Raw genomic sequence first — 14,124 nt, forward strand, 5'->3', positions numbered from 1 at the left:
TGCCGTAAAGCAGGCCGCCGGTACCGCCCGCGCCGCCGGTGCCGCCGGTGCCGCCCGACACGTTGACGGTCCCGCCGTGGCCGCCCGCGCCGCCGTTGCCGATGAGGCCGGCGTGGCCGCCCGCACCGCCGGGCGCCCCAGGGTTGGTGCCGTTGCCGCCGGCACCGCCGTTGCCGAACAGGATTCCGCCTGGCCCGCCGGGCTGCCCCACACCGTTGATGGTTTGCCCATTGGCGCCATTGCCGATGAGTGGGCGCTTCCACAGCGCTTCGGTGGGTGCGTTGATCACACCCAGCACATCCTGCTGCAGGACCTGCAGCGGCGAGGCGTTGGCGGCCTCGGCCGCCGCGTACGCTCCCGCACCGGATGCGAGGGCGTTGACGAACTGGTCGTGAAAAGCCGTCGCCTGGGCGCTGATTGACTGGAATGCCTGGGCGTGCTCGCCGAATATCGCCGCAATGCCCGACGAAACCTCATCGGCGCCCGCGCCCAAAACCATGGTGGTGGACGACGCCGCGGCCGCGTTGGCCGCGCTGATCGCGGATCCGATTCCCGCGAGATCTGTCGCCGCCGTCGTCACCAGCTCCGGCACTGCGATCACAAACGACATTCCGCACCTCCCGACAGTTCGGCTTTCGCCTGATTGGTCACCGAGGAAAAACAGAAACGACTGCAGCGTATCCCTGTCAATGCAGCAAATTCCACTGTTTCAATGAAAATTCCCGGGACGAGGGTCCGTTCAGCGAGGTCGTAAGTGCTATGACACCTGGCTGGAAGTACGCAGCGTTCACCCCTTTCTGTGTCAACCGTCTATAACGGGAAGACCGTTTTGACGATGCCTCGGTGCGGCTTCGCGACTCGAACTCGTTGCCTTCGACAACCCCTTTGAGCCGGCTATACCAAGCAGCTGACCATGCTCCGGCCTTGTTATTACGGACCGGGAATCAGTGATTTGATGCCGCCGGGCGACCTGGGGCAGATTGTCGCCGCTGTCCCGTTTGGCGACCTGGCGTTTCAAAGTACGCAAATAGCCAGGTCAACCGACCAAACGAATGATTCACGGTCCCAAGCGAAGACTGGCGTACGGCGATATCCATACGGCGTCTTTCGCTAGTGGTTCACGTGAAGAATTCGCACAACTTCCGGTCTGGTTAAGACACAAAACAGTTGGCCCTGAGCGTGAACTGCCGTCTCCGGAAGTAGTTATAGGGCCGCGCTCACGTACGAACTCAGAAATAGATTTCGATTCGAACGCTCCCCTCTTTAGACAGATTCGCATCGTACGTCCGGCTTGGCTGGCCAATCAAGGCATCGTCGGCGGTGGGATCGGTCAAGGCGGGGTTGCACTGCTTCGGGATCTCCACAAATGACGACGCACCGAAACGCTTCCACAGCAAATAAAGAGAGTTTTCACCAGTGGCATTCGGAGAAACTGCCGTGCATTTGACTGCGCGGCCCAGGCAGGGGCGGCTAGTTCGAGTCGCGGGGATGCGACTCGGCGAGCGCGTCCAGGAACGAGCGCGCCCACCGGTCCACGTCGTGGGCGAGCACCTGCCGTCGCAGCGCGCGCATGCGGCGCCGTCCCTCCTCGGGAGACTGATTGAGCGCCGCTTCGATCACGTCCTTGACGCCGTCGGTGTCGTGCGGGTTGACCAGGTACGCCTGCCGGAGTTCGGCTGCGGCACCGGTGAATTCGGACAGGACCAGCGCGCCGCCGAGGTCGCTGCGGCAGGCGACGTACTCCTTCGCCACCAGGTTCATCCCGTCGCGCAGCGGGGTCACCAACATGACGTCGCTGGCGACGAAGAACGCGATGAGCTCGTCGCGGGGGACGGGCCGATGGATGTAGTGCACCACCGGATGACCCACCTCGGCGTACTCGCCGTTGATGTGGCCGACCTCGCGTTCGATGTCGTTGCGCAGGATCTGGTAGCTCTCCACGCGTTCGCGGCTGGGCGTCGCGAGCTGAACCAGCACGGTGTCGTCGCGTTTCGCGCGGCCCTCGGCGAGCAGCTCCGAGAAGGCCTTCAGGCGGACGTCGATGCCCTTGGTGTAGTCGAGCCGGTCGACGCCGAGCAGGACCTTGCGCGGGTTGCCGAGCTCGGCGCGGATCTCCCGCGCGCGGCGCCGCACGCCGCGGTCGCGGGCCGCGTGGTCGAGCGCGGTGGAGTCGATCGAGATCGGGAAGGCGCCCACCCGCACGGTGCGCGACGGCAGCTCCACCTCACCGAAGCGCGACCGCACCCCGACAGCGCCGCGGGAGGTGTTGACCCCGATCAGCTGCCGGGACAGGAACAGGAAATTCTGCGCGCCGCCGGGCAGGTGGAAGCCCACCAGGTCGGCGCCGAGCAGGCCCTCGACGATCTCGGTGCGCCACGGCAACTGCATGAACAGCTCCACTGGCGGGAACGGGATGTGCAGGAAGAAACCGATGGTCAGGTCGGACCGCAGTTCGCGCAGCATCTTGGGAACCAGCTGCAGCTGGTAGTCCTGCACCCACACGGTCGCCCCGCGGGCCGCGGCGCGCGACGTCGCCTCGGCGAAGCGGCGGTTGACGTCGACGTAGCGGTCCCACCATTCGCGGTGATAGATCGGTTTGACGATCACGTCGTGGTACAGCGGCCAGAGCGTGGCGTTGGAGAATCCCTCGTAATACTCGGCGACGTCGTCGGAGGTCAGCCGCACGGGGTGCAGATGCAGGTCATCCTGGACGACCGGGTCGTAATCCAGCGCGTCGTCGTCATCGGCGACCCCGGGCCACCCCCGCCAGGCGCCGCGCCGGCGCCGCAACAGCGGTTCGAGGGCGGTGACCAAGCCGCCGGGGCTGCGTTTCCAGGCGGTGCTGCCGTCGGGAAGGCGCTCGAGGTCGACCGGTAGCCGATTGGCCACGACTACGAAATCGGAATTGCCGAATTCCTGGCCCCCGCTGGGAGTCATTTAGGCGTCGTGTTTTGCAGGTCCGATACCGAGCATGGACAGGAAGACCCGGCACTCGTCGGCGTCGTTCGCGTACGCGGCTACCACCCGCCTGGCCTGGCTCGCGGTGCTGTCGGCCAGGGGCTCCACATCGCCGAGTTCGCCAGGATCAGATTTCGTAGGCATAGGACAACTGTAGGCGACGTCGATATTCGCCCGCAGCGAGCCGCTTCCTACCTGCGATTTAGTACGCCGCGAGAGTGAATTATCCGACGCATGCGCGGCGTGCTCCGGCGCGGATTTCACCCTCGCCGGGTTCGCGCTGTCTTGCTGGTCGGTGCGGCCCGCGGAGGCGCCAGATCCACCCCGCGATCAGGGCCTTCCGCGGTGGCCGTAATGTGCAAAGAGCCGGGCCCAACATTTACGGATCGGCGATAACTTGTAACGAGCCCGATGACCCCGATGACAAGGTAGGTGGGCGGAAATGACACTCTCCGACCAGGCCGGCACTCAATCAACCGACGCCGACGGCGGCGCGGAGCCGCTGGTGGCCTATGAAACCCTCGACGACGGCCGCATCGCCCGGATCTGGCTCAACCGGCCCGACGCCCACAACGCGCAGAGCCGCGGCCTGCTGGTCCAGCTCGACGAGGCGTTCCTGCGCGCCGAGGCCGACGACACCGTTCGGGTGGTGATCCTGGCGGCGCGCGGCAAGAACTTCTCCGCCGGGCACGACCTCGGCTCGGAGTTGGCGATCGCCGAGCGTAGCCAGCTGCCGAGCTTCCGCATCAACGGCGGCACCCGCGATCCCATCGCGGAGAAGATCTACCTGCAGGAGTGGCACTACTTCTTCCAGAACACGTGCCGCTGGCGCGATTTGCGCAAGATCACCATCGCCCAGGTGCAGGGCAACGCGATCTCGGCCGGGCTGATGCTGATCTGGGCCTGCGACCTGATCGTGGCGGCCGACAACGCGAAGTTCAGCGACGTCGTCGCCGTGCGGTTGGGGATGCCGGGCGTCGAATATTACGCCCACCCTTGGGAATTCGGGCCGCGCAAGGCCAAGGAGCTCCTGTTGACCGGCGATGCGCTGGACGCCGACGAGGCCTACCGGTTGGGCATGGTGTCGAAGGTGTTCCCGGTCGACGAGCTGGCGGACAAGACGCTGGAGTTCGCCCGGCGCATCGCCGACCGCCCCACGATGGCGGCGCTGCTCGTCAAGGACTCGGTGAATGCGGCCTCCGACGCGATGGGATTCACCGAGGCGCTGCGGCACGCGTTCCACATTCACGAGCTGGGCCACGCGCACTGGGCCGCCCACAACGAGAACAGGTACGCGGTGGGCCTACCGCCCGACGTCGAGGACTGGCGCGACGCCAAGCCCACGCAGATCGCCCGCCGCGATACGCCATAGCGCGACCCGTGTGGCGGCTGTCAACGCTCGCCTATGCTAGAACCCGTTTCAGTTTCGGCATGAGAGGCGCGGCGTGCAGCTTTCTTTCGTAAACCGGACGTACCTGGTGACCGGCGGTGGCAGCGGGATCGGTAAGGGGGTGGCCGCCGGGCTGGTCGCGGCCGGCGCCTCCGTCATGATCGTCGGGCGCAACGCCGACCGGCTGGCGGCCGCGGTCCAGGAGATCGAAGTGCTCAAGGCCGACGGCGCCATCCGCTACGAGCCGGCCGACATCACCAACGAGGAGGAGGCCGCGCGCGCGGTGGATGCGGCGACGGCCTGGCACGGCCGGCTGCACGGGGTGGTGCATTGCGCGGGCGGGTCGGAGACCATCGGTCCGATCACCCAGATCGATTCGGAGGCATGGCGGCGCACCGTCGACCTCAACGTGAACGGCACCATGTACGTGCTCAAGCACGCCGCACGCGAATTGGTGCGTGGCGGCGGCGGTTCCTTCGTCGGGATCTCGTCGATCGCCGCCAGCAACACCCATCGGTGGTTCGGCGCCTACGGCGTCACCAAGTCGGCCGTCGACCACATGATGCAGCTGGCCGCTGACGAGCTCGGCCCGTCGTGGGTGCGGGTCAACAGCATCCGCCCCGGCCTGATCCGCACGGATCTCGTTGTGCCCATTACGGAATCGCCGGAGCTGAGCGCGGACTACCGGCACTGCACGCCACTGCCGCGGGTGGGTGAGGTCGAGGACGTCGCCAACCTGGCGATGTTCTTGCTCAGCGACGCCGCCAGCTGGATCACCGGGCAATGCATCAACGTGGACGGCGGCCACATCCTGCGGCGCGGCCCCGACTTCTCCGCGATGCTGGAACCCGCCTTCGGCGCCGAGGGGCTACGCGGGGTGGTCTGAGCTCCCCGCGTCGCGGGCGGCCAGCGCGGCGAGCGCCGACCAGTCCAGGTGCCCACCGCCGGTCGCGACCAGGGTGAGGAAGCGGTCTCGCAGCAGGCTGGCCACCGGCAGCGGCACCTCCAGCTGCTCGCCGGCGGCGAGCACCAGCCGAACGTCCTTGAGACCGAGCCGGGCCGCGAACCCGGCCGGCTCGAACTCCTGTCGCGCGATCAGGCCGCCGTAGGTCTGATACGCCGGCGCGGCGAACAGCGTCGAGGTGAGGATGTCGACGTACTGCTGGCGGTCGACGCCGGCCTTGGCGACCAGCGCGACGGCCTCGCTGATGCTCTCGATCGCGGAGGCGAGCAGGAAGTTGCCGCTCAACTTCACCAGGTTGGCGGTGTGTGGCTGTTCGGACACCACGAACGTCCGCTGCCCGATCGCGTCGAACAGCTCCGACAACGGCTGCAAGACCTCCGGCGCGCCCGCCGCGATGACGAAAAGCTTTGCGGCGGAGGCGGCTTCGGGCCTGCCGAACACGGGCGCCGCCGCATACCGCTGACCGGCCTCGGCGTGCGCTGCCGCCAGTCGCTCCGAGAGGGCGACGCTGATCGTGCTCGACGAGACGTGGGTGGCGCCCGGTGCCAGCGACGCGACGATGCCGTCGGGGCCGAGCGCGACGGCCTCGACGGCCCGGTCGTCGGACAGCATGGTGAACACCACGTCGCCACGGCTTGCGTCGGCGACGCTGCGCGCCGCGGTCGCGCCCTGGCGGACGAGGGCGTCAGCCTTGTCGGGGGAGCGGTTGTAGACGGTGAGGCGATGGCCGGCCTTCATCAGGTTTGCCGCCATGCCCTGACCCATGTTGCCCAGCCCGATGAATCCGATGTCCATGCATCTACCCTGCCCTATAGGGCGGGCCAGGTGACGGGAGCAACAGATGAAGCGACTCGAGGGCAAGAGGATTTTGGTGACCGGCGCCGCGTCCGGGATCGGCCAGGCCAGCGCGCTGCGATTGCTCGACGAGGGCGCCTCCGTGGTGGCCTCCGACGTCGCCGAGGACGGCCTGGCCGCCACCCGGGCCGATGCGGAGCAGGCCGGAACCGCCGAACGGCTCACCACCTTGCCGATGGACGTCGGCGACGAGGGCTCGGTGATCGAGGGTGTCCGCCTCGCCGTCCAGACGCTCGACGGCCTCGATTCGCTCGTCAACGCGGCCGGCATCCTGCGCGCCGCCCACACCCACGAGACCAGCCTCGAACTGTGGAACCGGATCGTCGGGATCAACCTCACGGGAACGTTTCTCGCGGTCCGCGAGGCACTTCCGGCGCTCCTGGCCAATTCGCGCAGCGCGATCGTGAACTTCAGCTCCACGTCGGCTTCATTCGCCCATCCCTACATGGCGGCCTACGCCGCCAGCAAGGGCGGCATCCAGGCCTTCACCCATTCTCTGGCACTCGAATACGCCAAGGACGGCCTGCGAGCGGCGTGCGTGGCACCCGGGAGCATCAAGTCCGGAATCACCGACGCGACAGGGGGATACATCCCCAAAGACGCCGACTGGTCTCTGTTTCCGCGGCTCATGCCGATCCTGCCGACGAGCGTCGAATCCAGCGGCGCCGGCATGGCCGAGCCCAGCGCGATCGCCGGTGTCATCGCCATGCTGGTCTCCGACGACGGCGCCTGGATCACCGGCACCGAGATCCGCATCGACGGCGGAACCCACGCGTAATCAGTTGACGCACGGCACGCCGCCGGCGGCCATCGGCTTCCCTTGATCGGGCGTCGGATACGTGGTGGTGGTGCCGTTGTAGTAGTACGTGTTGGACTTGGTGGTCGTCGTCGTGGTCGTGCTGTCGTCCATCGTGGTCTCGTCCTGAGCCGGAATCGAGAAGTTGGTATCCACGATCACCCTGATATGCCCGGGCTGCAATGCGGGGTTGGGTTGCTTGGGGGCGTCGAGCCCGAGCAGGGTGGCCACGTTGTGCGCGTCTGTTTCCGCACCGGCGCCGTACTCGACGGTGGTGGCGGTCGGCTCACCCGAATTGCGGTCGCGCACTTGGCCCGCGGTGTAGCCGTGCTTCTTCAGCGCGCGGGACACCTCGCTGGCCATCCCGCTCATGGCGCCCGCGTTGATCACGTCGACGACAGTGGACGGGCTGGGTTTGGCGGCCATGGTGGCGGGCGTGGTCGTCGGCGGCGGCGCCCCGATGGCCTCGGCCACCTCGGCCTTGATCGCCGCCGGGTCGATGATGTTGACGTCCTGCCCGTCGATCGTGTCGTAACGCACCACCGGCAGCGTCCGGAATTCGAGGTTGCCCCCGGAGGCCAGCGAGCCCAGTCGCTGGATCAGATCCTCGTCCCAACCCCCCGACAGCACAACGTCTTTGCGCGCCACCGCCATCAGGCTCTTGAGCTTGTCGATGTTGGTGAAGGTGCCCGACGCCTGCAGCTCCTGCATGACCGACGATAGGAACGCCTGCTGCCGGTGCGTGCGGTCCAGGTCCCCGTTTTCCAGGCCGTGGCGCTGCCGGACGAACGACAGCGCCTGCGACGCGTCCAGTCGCTGCCGGCCGGCGGGGAAGTCCGCACCCGAATATGAGTCCTCGACAGCGTGATTCAGGCATACCTCCACGCCGCCCAGGGTTTGGGCAAGGTCGTAGAAGCCGGCCAAATTGACCTCGGCGAAGTAGTCGATCGGAACGCCGGTCAGGCTGCGCACCGCGCGCAGCGTCGCCGCTCGGCCCGCCTCACGGCCTTTCGTCTCGAGTTCCTTCTGGGTGATGTTGCCCTGGCTGGCGAGCTTGTTGGCGACGTACTGCTTCGTAAGTCCATATGCCTCTTTGATTTTGATGTGGTTGTACCCGGGCACGCCGTTGAACGGCACCCAGTCGTCGCGCGGGATGGAGAAGGCGACGGCTTTGTTGTCGGCCCCGACATGAATGAGTATCAGGGTGTTGGTGTTGTAGCCTCCGTTGTCGGAATCGCCTGCGTGCAAATGCTTTAGGATCGACCAGGGCAGGTCGTTGCCATCCTGGTCTTTGCGCGAGTCCAGCCCGATGAGCAAGATGTTCATGTTGTCGCCGCTGGATCGCGGATCCTCCGGCGACAGGGCGTCCGAGACCGTGATGCCACCCAGCGCGCCGTGGGCCACGTAGTATCCGGTGCCCGTCATCAGCACGGCCGCCACGGACACCAGCGTCATCAGGCTGCGCGTCAGCGCCTTGCGAAGGCGCGACGGTTGCCGAACGGCGCGATGGCGGCGATGTGCGCCGCCAGACTGTGCCATCAAAAACCTCGTCCTGTTACCAGCGCACCACCCGCCACCGCAATCGTGGTTTGCGGTGATGTCGCTTGCAGCATGCCGTCAAGTATGCGTTAGCTTGCTGTGAACCCTCCAATTAAGCGGATCGATGTAAGCTGGCTCACTCGCGCACAATGGCGGGATTTCATGCCGTCAATCGGCCTCTTACCAGCGCTTTTGCCTAACATCGTCGGGTTTGTACGCCGCGATCGTGCCGAGATCGAGCCCGAGTTGTTACACGGCTGGCACCAAATGTTGGCCGCCCAAGGCCATTCAGCAATACGGGTATTCGATATGCCATCTGCCGTTCACGTAATCGGCACGATATTGGCCGCCGAGTTGCGGATTGGCGTCCCGGATCACACCGGAGCCGCCGACATTCGGCGCGAAGCCGGGCGGATCCCAGGTGATCGACTGGGGGTTGGGCGGCAGGCTTGGCGTGCAATTGATTTGCTTCTGGATGTAGCCGTCTCCGATCTTCTGCTCGGCGGTGGCCTGGTCACCGGCGTCGGGGGCGGGATCGGACGGGCAGAAAGCGCTTGTGCCGCACATGCTTTGGCGTGCACCGACGAGTGTGATGGCACCGGCGGGCGCACTCGGCATCAGCAGCGCCGTCACGAGCAGTCCCGTTGCCGCGATGCCTCCATGTCGCCACATCTGGCCCCCTAGCCCGCCTTTACCAAATCTTCGCCCGAGCTGTAATAGAGGCGAATATTTGAGCCCGCGATGATTTCGGCGAGGTATACGCCGACCGGTTCGACCTCGTAGTAGTAGTGAACATTGCCCTGCGGATCGACCGCCGTCGCGCAAAATTGACCTGGCGCACCGCACCGTTGTTTGACCGGTATCGCGAGGATGCCGATCGCCAGCGCGATCAGCAGCCCGACCGCGAGCGGGACCCTGTTCGCTGCGTGCCTGGTCGGCACAGGATGCATCACAGGAGTGTAAGCGCCTTCCCGGCGGTCGGCCCTCCCGCCGGACCGCCGTGTCGTGCCACGATGTTGGCCATGACCGTGGTTCTGGTGCATGGCAATCCCGAGACCGCCGCCATCTGGGGCCCGCTGGTCGAGGCCCTCGGGCGCCAGGATGTGGTGCTGCTGTCGCCACCGGGGTTCGGGGCGCCGTTGCCCGACGATTTCCCGGCCACCTACCTGGCCTACCGCGACTGGCTCGAGGCCGAGCTGGAGCGCATCGAGGCGCCGATCGACCTCGTCGGGCACGACTGGGGCGGCGGCCACGTGGTGAACGCCATGATGCACCGACCGGAACTGGTGCGCAGCTGGGCCAGCGACGTCGTCGGGCTCTTCGACGCCGACTACGTGTGGCACGACTTCGCACAGACGTGGCAGACACCGGACGAGGGCGAAGAGCTGGTGGACACGCTGCTCGGCGGCACGGTCGAGGACCGTGCGGAACGGATGGCCTCCCTGGGTATCCCCATGGACATCGCGACCCTGATCGCCCCGGAACAGGGCGCGGAGATGGGCCGGGCCATCCTGGCGCTGTACCGCTCGGCGCGCCAGCCCGCGATGGCCGAAGCGGGTCGTGACTTGGAGAAGGCCGCGGCCCGGCCCGGGCTTTCGCTGCTGGCCACCGAGGACCCGTTCATCGGGGCCACCGACAACCGGCGCCGCGCCGCCGACCGGGCGGGCGCGCGCACCGAGGTGCTCGACGGGCTCGGGCACTGGTGGATGGTGCAGGATCCCGCGGCGGGCGCGGCGGCGCTGACGCGGTTCTGGGAAACGCTCGGCTAGGCCACTTTTCGGGGCGCGTCGAGTGTGAAGGGAGGGCTTTGGGTGTGAGCTGAGGGCGGTTTTCGGGGCGATTCTCAGCCCTCACTACACACCCAAAGCCCTCAATACACACCCAACGCCGGACCTTCGGCCCCCCGTTCGTTTTGGTACCCGCACAACGCGGGTACGCACCGAAGATGGTCGACACCGAACCAGGTACCCCGGACGAGACGCCCGAGCGGCTGACGCCGGCGGAAACACCCGAACGGCTCGCGCCCGCGGAACCTCCGGAACGCCTGACGCCGACCGACCCGCCGGAGCGGCAGACGCCGGCATGACAGACCGAGCACAGGGGGAGATGACGCATGCGCGCTGAAGAAGGCGACGAAACGGTCAAGGACTACGCCGCCGAGGGCGAGCAAACGCTCGGCCGGATCAAGGACTCACAACACGCGGGGAGCCCGCTCGGCAGGCTTTTCCTGCGGATAACCAAGTTCGTCGGGATCAACAGGGCTTCCTCCGGCGGCAGGCGCGCCGGCTGACTCGGCAACTTGTCGGCGACGGAAGCGCCCGGAGATCTCGAGAGGGTCTTACTATCTCCTGGTGACCACCGCGCCCGAAACCTTCTCGACCCAGGGACCCGGCGGTGTCCGCATCGTCGCCGATCGCCTGGGCGATCCGCGGGCGCGTGCCGTGGTGTTCCTGCACGGCGGCGGGCAGACCCGTCGTTCCTGGGCCAAGGCGGCCGCGGCCGTCGCTCAACGCGGCTTTCAGGCGGTCACCATCGACCTGCGCGGCCACGGGGAATCCGACTGGTCCAGCGAGGGCGACTACCGCGTGGTCAGCTTCGCCGCCGACGTCCAACAGGTATTGCGCACGCTGCCGCCGCAGCCGGTGCTGGTGGGCGCGTCGCTGGGCGGGTTCACCACGATGCTGCTGGAGGGGGAACTCGCGCCGGGTACGGCCAGTGCGGTCGTCCTCGTCGACATCGTGCCCAACATGGAGCAATCCGGGGCGACCCGCATTCACAACTTCATGTCCGACCGGGTGGAATCGGGATTCGCCTCGCTCGACGAGGTCGCGGACGCGATCGCCGAATACAACCCGCACCGTCCTCGGCCCACCGATCTCGACGGCCTGACCACCAACCTGCGCCGGCGCGGCGATCGCTGGTATTGGCATTGGGATCCGCAATTCATCAGCGGCACCGCGCCGTTTCCCCCGTTCGAGGTCACCGACGCCGACCGCATGCACACGGCGGTCGAGGCGATATTGCGCAACGGCGTGCCGATGCTGCTGGTGCGGGGCCAGGTGAGCGACCTGGTCAGCCAGGAGCGCGCCGACGAGTTCCTGCAGCGCTTCCCCCAGGTCGAGTTCACCGATGTGCGCGGCGCGGGGCACATGGTCGCCGGCGACCGCAACGACATCTTCGCCGAGGCTGTCCTCGATTTCCTCACCCGGCACGTCGGCGTCTGAACCGTCGGTCCCGAATTCGCTACTGTCCCAGCAGTCTTCGCTTCTGCGCCTCGTACTCGTCGGCGCTGAGAACGCCGCGATCGCGCAGATCCATGAGCTCGGTGAGCCGGTCCACCGGACTCCTGGCCTGCTCCGCCAACCATTGGTCGCGCATCGCGAAAGTTGCCTGCTGCGCGGCGTTTTGGGCCTCGGGGGACCGGTCCAGGACGACCTTGCGGTGATCCGACGGGTCGTAGAGCACCGGCACGACCGTATTCAGCCAGGGCCGCTCCCGCTGCCATAGCCAGGCCTCGATTTCGGCGTCGAACGCGGCTGCCCCGTCGGGCTGCACCCGGACCGTCATCGCCCAAAGGTCCGGACTCGCTTGGGTGGGTGGCGTTTGATAGAACGGATCGTCGCTCTTGTAGAGGCCCGACATCGCCCTACGCGTGGACAGCACCGTGGCCATCGCCGCCCTTCCGTGCCGGCGTAGCTTTCGCTCCAGCCGCCGGCTACCAATACCGAACACGTGTCCTCCGCTCCGACGGTCGGTGCCACTCAGTTGCTGCTGTTAACATGCTGCCCTACACGAGAAGAGAGGCGGCGTGGCCGTGCGTTGGTTGCGGGGGTGGGGGCTGGTCAGTGCCGTCGTTATTGCCGCGATCGGCTTGGCGGGCCCGGTGTGGGCAAATCCGGGTGTGGAGCCGGGCATCAAGGTCGAGGATGAAAACAGCGCGTGTACAGCGGGTTTCGCCGCCCAAGGCAACGACGGCCGCTACTACCTGATGACCAGCGGGCACTGCGACGCGCACGACGGCTCGGAGTGGACCTACGGCGATAATGTCCCGCTGGGCCGGATCTCGGCCAGCGAGCACGAAGCCGACACCAGGGACGCAGCGATCATCCGCCTCGATCCCAGCGTTGGCACGCCGGTGGGCCACGTCGACGGCAGGTACGTGGTCCGGGATGTGTTGAGCGCGAGCCAGATTCAGGTTGGCATGCCGTTCTGCAAGGTCGGCGCGGTCACCGGCGAGACGTGTGGGGCCGTCAAGGGCATCGAGGGCGACGTCGTCGAAGCCAGCGTGTACAGCCTCAACGGCGACAGCGGCAGTCCCGGCTTCGTGAAGAACCCGGACGGCACCGTCAGCGCCGTCGGCCTGTTGATGTCGTCGCCCGACGACGACGATTACACGACATACTTCGCGCTCGTGAATCCGCTGCTCGGCCGGTGGGGCCTGCACGTGCTGCCCTGAGGACGCCGCGCGAAAACCGACGTTTGCAAATCGTCGCGAACGGGTACCAAGCGGTGCGGCGATTGTCGGCGTCCGTCTGTTGGAGCCTGTCAACGAAAAGGTACGAACCAGCGACACCAAGGAGATCAGTAGTGAAGCGTGGGATCGTGGTCGGGGTAGCGGGCGTGGCCGTGGCGGTCGCGGCGTGCGCCGGCTGTTCGAGCAACAAGTCCAGTACGGGAGCATCATCGAGTTCCGCGCCGGCGGCGGCTGGCCCTCAGGTCATCGTCGACGGGCAAACCCAGAACGTCAGCGGCCAGGTCACGTGCAACTCGGCTAACGGCGTCACCACCATCGGCATCGGCGACCCGACGGCCGGGGTCGGGGCGGTGGTCAGCAACGACAACCCGCCGATCGTTCATTCGGTCGGACTGGGCAGCGTCAACGGGATCGCGCTCGGTTTCTCCGACGCCGCCCCCAACCAAGCGAGCAACGCAGGGGCCGCAGTCAACGGCAAGGCCTACGCCATCAAGGGCACCGCGACCGGCACCGATATGAGCAATCCGCAGCAGCCGCAGCAGGTGACCAAGCCATTCGAACTGGACGTGACCTGCCCGTAGCGCAGGCGATCGACACAAGGGGACGCACTCTAATGTCTATGAAACGAATCGTCAGCGCGGCGGCGCTCGCGGCCGGGCTCGGCATCTCCGCCCTGAACCCCGGGTTCGCCAGCTCCGCGCCGCTGGACCCGCCACCGCCCTGCCCGAACTGCCACGGCGGTGGCGGAGGTGGCGGCGGTGGCGGCGGCGGGGCGACGCAGGCCCCGCAGAACCCGCCCCAGACCCACGAGCCGAGCACCCAAAGCCAGCCGCCGGCCACCCACAGCACCGAACCGCCGGCGACGCACTCGACGCAGCCGCCGGCCACCCAGAGCACGCAGCCGCCGGCCAGCCAGACCACGCAGGCGCCGGCGACCCAATCCAGCGAGCCGCCGGCTACCCAGAGCACGCATCCGTCGTGGACGCGAAGCAGCGAACCGCCGAAGACGGAAACCACCCAGTCGGGCGGGCAGACGACGCCGCCGAGCGCGCAAACCACCGCACCGGCGAGCGGGCAAACCACCCCGCCATCCGGTCGAGAGGCGCGCCCGGCGCTCAACCCGCCGAGCACGCAGCCGCCCCACCCGC

General features: G+C 67.2%; 17 protein-coding genes and 1 pseudogene. 10 read left to right on the forward strand and 8 right to left on the reverse strand.

Annotated elements, in window-relative coordinates; translation table 11 throughout:
- The 3 genes from A9X00_RS25920 to A9X00_RS31010 all read right to left on the reverse strand — a co-directional run.
- Nucleotides 1-610, reverse strand: a 610-nt coding sequence (locus A9X00_RS25920; protein ID WP_156772304.1) for a PE family protein, incomplete at its 3' end; no start/stop codon positions are given.
- Between the two features lie 860 nt (nucleotides 611-1,470).
- Nucleotides 1,471-2,937, reverse strand: coding sequence for a trehalose-6-phosphate synthase (locus tag A9X00_RS25925; RefSeq protein WP_067160126.1), 1,467 nt, complete (start codon nucleotides 2,935-2,937; stop codon nucleotides 1,471-1,473).
- On the reverse strand, nucleotides 2,938-3,102 hold the full coding sequence (locus A9X00_RS31010) for a hypothetical protein (protein ID WP_156772305.1): 165 nt from the start codon (nucleotides 3,100-3,102) through the stop codon (nucleotides 2,938-2,940).
- A 298-nt stretch (nucleotides 3,103-3,400) separates the two neighbouring features.
- On the opposite strand from A9X00_RS31010, the gene A9X00_RS25930 reads away from it, so the two are divergent.
- Nucleotides 3,401-4,330, forward strand: a complete 930-nt coding sequence (locus A9X00_RS25930; RefSeq protein ID WP_067160129.1) for an enoyl-CoA hydratase — start codon at nucleotides 3,401-3,403, stop codon at nucleotides 4,328-4,330.
- A 73-nt stretch (nucleotides 4,331-4,403) separates the two neighbouring features.
- A complete protein-coding gene (locus A9X00_RS25935) occupies nucleotides 4,404-5,234 on the forward strand; it encodes an SDR family oxidoreductase (protein WP_067160132.1) in 831 nt (276 codons plus the stop codon).
- On the opposite strand, the gene A9X00_RS25940 is transcribed toward A9X00_RS25935, so the two are convergent.
- Entirely contained in the window at nucleotides 5,217-6,107 is an 891-nt protein-coding gene (locus A9X00_RS25940) for an NAD(P)-dependent oxidoreductase (RefSeq protein WP_067160135.1), read from the reverse strand. The genes A9X00_RS25935 and A9X00_RS25940 overlap by 18 nt on opposite strands.
- 46 nt (nucleotides 6,108-6,153) lie before the next feature.
- Here A9X00_RS25940 and A9X00_RS25945 point away from each other — a divergent pair, with 46 nt between their 5' ends.
- Nucleotides 6,154-6,945 (forward strand): SDR family NAD(P)-dependent oxidoreductase, encoded by a 792-nt coding sequence (locus A9X00_RS25945; RefSeq protein WP_067160138.1) that lies wholly within the window; start codon nucleotides 6,154-6,156, stop codon nucleotides 6,943-6,945.
- On the opposite strand, the gene A9X00_RS25950 is transcribed toward A9X00_RS25945, so the two are convergent.
- The 3 genes from A9X00_RS25950 to A9X00_RS25960 form a co-directional block, all read right to left on the reverse strand.
- Entirely contained in the window at nucleotides 6,946-8,502 is a 1,557-nt protein-coding gene (locus A9X00_RS25950) for an LCP family protein (protein ID WP_082975522.1), read from the reverse strand.
- A gap of 288 nt (nucleotides 8,503-8,790) precedes the next feature.
- Nucleotides 8,791-9,135 (reverse strand): integrase, encoded by a 345-nt coding sequence (locus A9X00_RS25955; RefSeq protein ID WP_232006938.1) that lies wholly within the window; start codon nucleotides 9,133-9,135, stop codon nucleotides 8,791-8,793.
- Between the two features lie 47 nt (nucleotides 9,136-9,182).
- Nucleotides 9,183-9,452 (reverse strand): hypothetical protein, encoded by a 270-nt coding sequence (locus A9X00_RS25960; protein ID WP_067160147.1) that lies wholly within the window; start codon nucleotides 9,450-9,452, stop codon nucleotides 9,183-9,185.
- A 72-nt stretch (nucleotides 9,453-9,524) separates the two neighbouring features.
- Here A9X00_RS25960 and A9X00_RS25965 point away from each other — a divergent pair, with 72 nt between their 5' ends.
- The 4 genes from A9X00_RS25965 to A9X00_RS25970 all read left to right on the forward strand — a co-directional run bounded on the left by A9X00_RS25965 (nucleotide 9,525) and on the right by A9X00_RS25970 (nucleotide 11,726).
- Entirely contained in the window at nucleotides 9,525-10,271 is a 747-nt protein-coding gene (locus tag A9X00_RS25965) for an alpha/beta fold hydrolase (RefSeq protein ID WP_067160160.1), read from the forward strand.
- A 176-nt stretch (nucleotides 10,272-10,447) separates the two neighbouring features.
- Nucleotides 10,448-10,588 carry a hypothetical protein gene (locus A9X00_RS31540; RefSeq protein WP_197515278.1) on the forward strand — a complete coding sequence of 47 codons (141 nt, stop codon included), beginning with the start codon at nucleotides 10,448-10,450 and terminating at the stop codon, nucleotides 10,586-10,588.
- A gap of 27 nt (nucleotides 10,589-10,615) precedes the next feature.
- On the forward strand, nucleotides 10,616-10,792 hold the full coding sequence (locus A9X00_RS31015; RefSeq protein WP_156772306.1) for a hypothetical protein: 177 nt from the start codon (nucleotides 10,616-10,618) through the stop codon (nucleotides 10,790-10,792).
- 61 nt (nucleotides 10,793-10,853) lie between these two features.
- Nucleotides 10,854-11,726: an alpha/beta fold hydrolase gene (locus tag A9X00_RS25970; RefSeq protein ID WP_197515279.1), complete on the forward strand. Its 873-nt coding sequence runs from the start codon at nucleotides 10,854-10,856 to the stop codon at nucleotides 11,724-11,726.
- Nucleotides 11,727-11,745: 19 nt separating this feature from the next.
- Here A9X00_RS25970 and A9X00_RS25975 read toward each other — a convergent pair whose 3' ends face one another.
- Nucleotides 11,746-12,234 carry an SHOCT domain-containing protein gene (locus A9X00_RS25975; protein ID WP_156772307.1) on the reverse strand — a complete coding sequence of 163 codons (489 nt, stop codon included), beginning with the start codon at nucleotides 12,232-12,234 and terminating at the stop codon, nucleotides 11,746-11,748.
- Nucleotides 12,235-12,310: 76 nt separating this feature from the next.
- Here A9X00_RS25975 and A9X00_RS25980 point away from each other — a divergent pair, with 76 nt between their 5' ends.
- The 3 genes and pseudogenes from A9X00_RS25980 to A9X00_RS31020 form a co-directional block, all read left to right on the forward strand.
- A complete protein-coding gene (locus A9X00_RS25980) occupies nucleotides 12,311-12,958 on the forward strand; it encodes a S1 family peptidase (RefSeq protein ID WP_067160154.1) in 648 nt (215 codons plus the stop codon).
- Nucleotides 12,959-13,089: 131 nt separating this feature from the next.
- Nucleotides 13,090-13,557, forward strand: a complete 468-nt coding sequence (locus A9X00_RS25985) for a lipoprotein LpqH (RefSeq protein WP_067160157.1) — start codon at nucleotides 13,090-13,092, stop codon at nucleotides 13,555-13,557.
- A 38-nt stretch (nucleotides 13,558-13,595) separates the two neighbouring features.
- A pseudogene (locus A9X00_RS31020) lies at nucleotides 13,596-14,124 on the forward strand (hypothetical protein); the annotation flags it as partial.

The organism is Mycobacterium sp. 1245805.9, assembly GCF_001672915.1.
Classification (GTDB): domain Bacteria; phylum Actinomycetota; class Actinomycetes; order Mycobacteriales; family Mycobacteriaceae; genus Mycobacterium.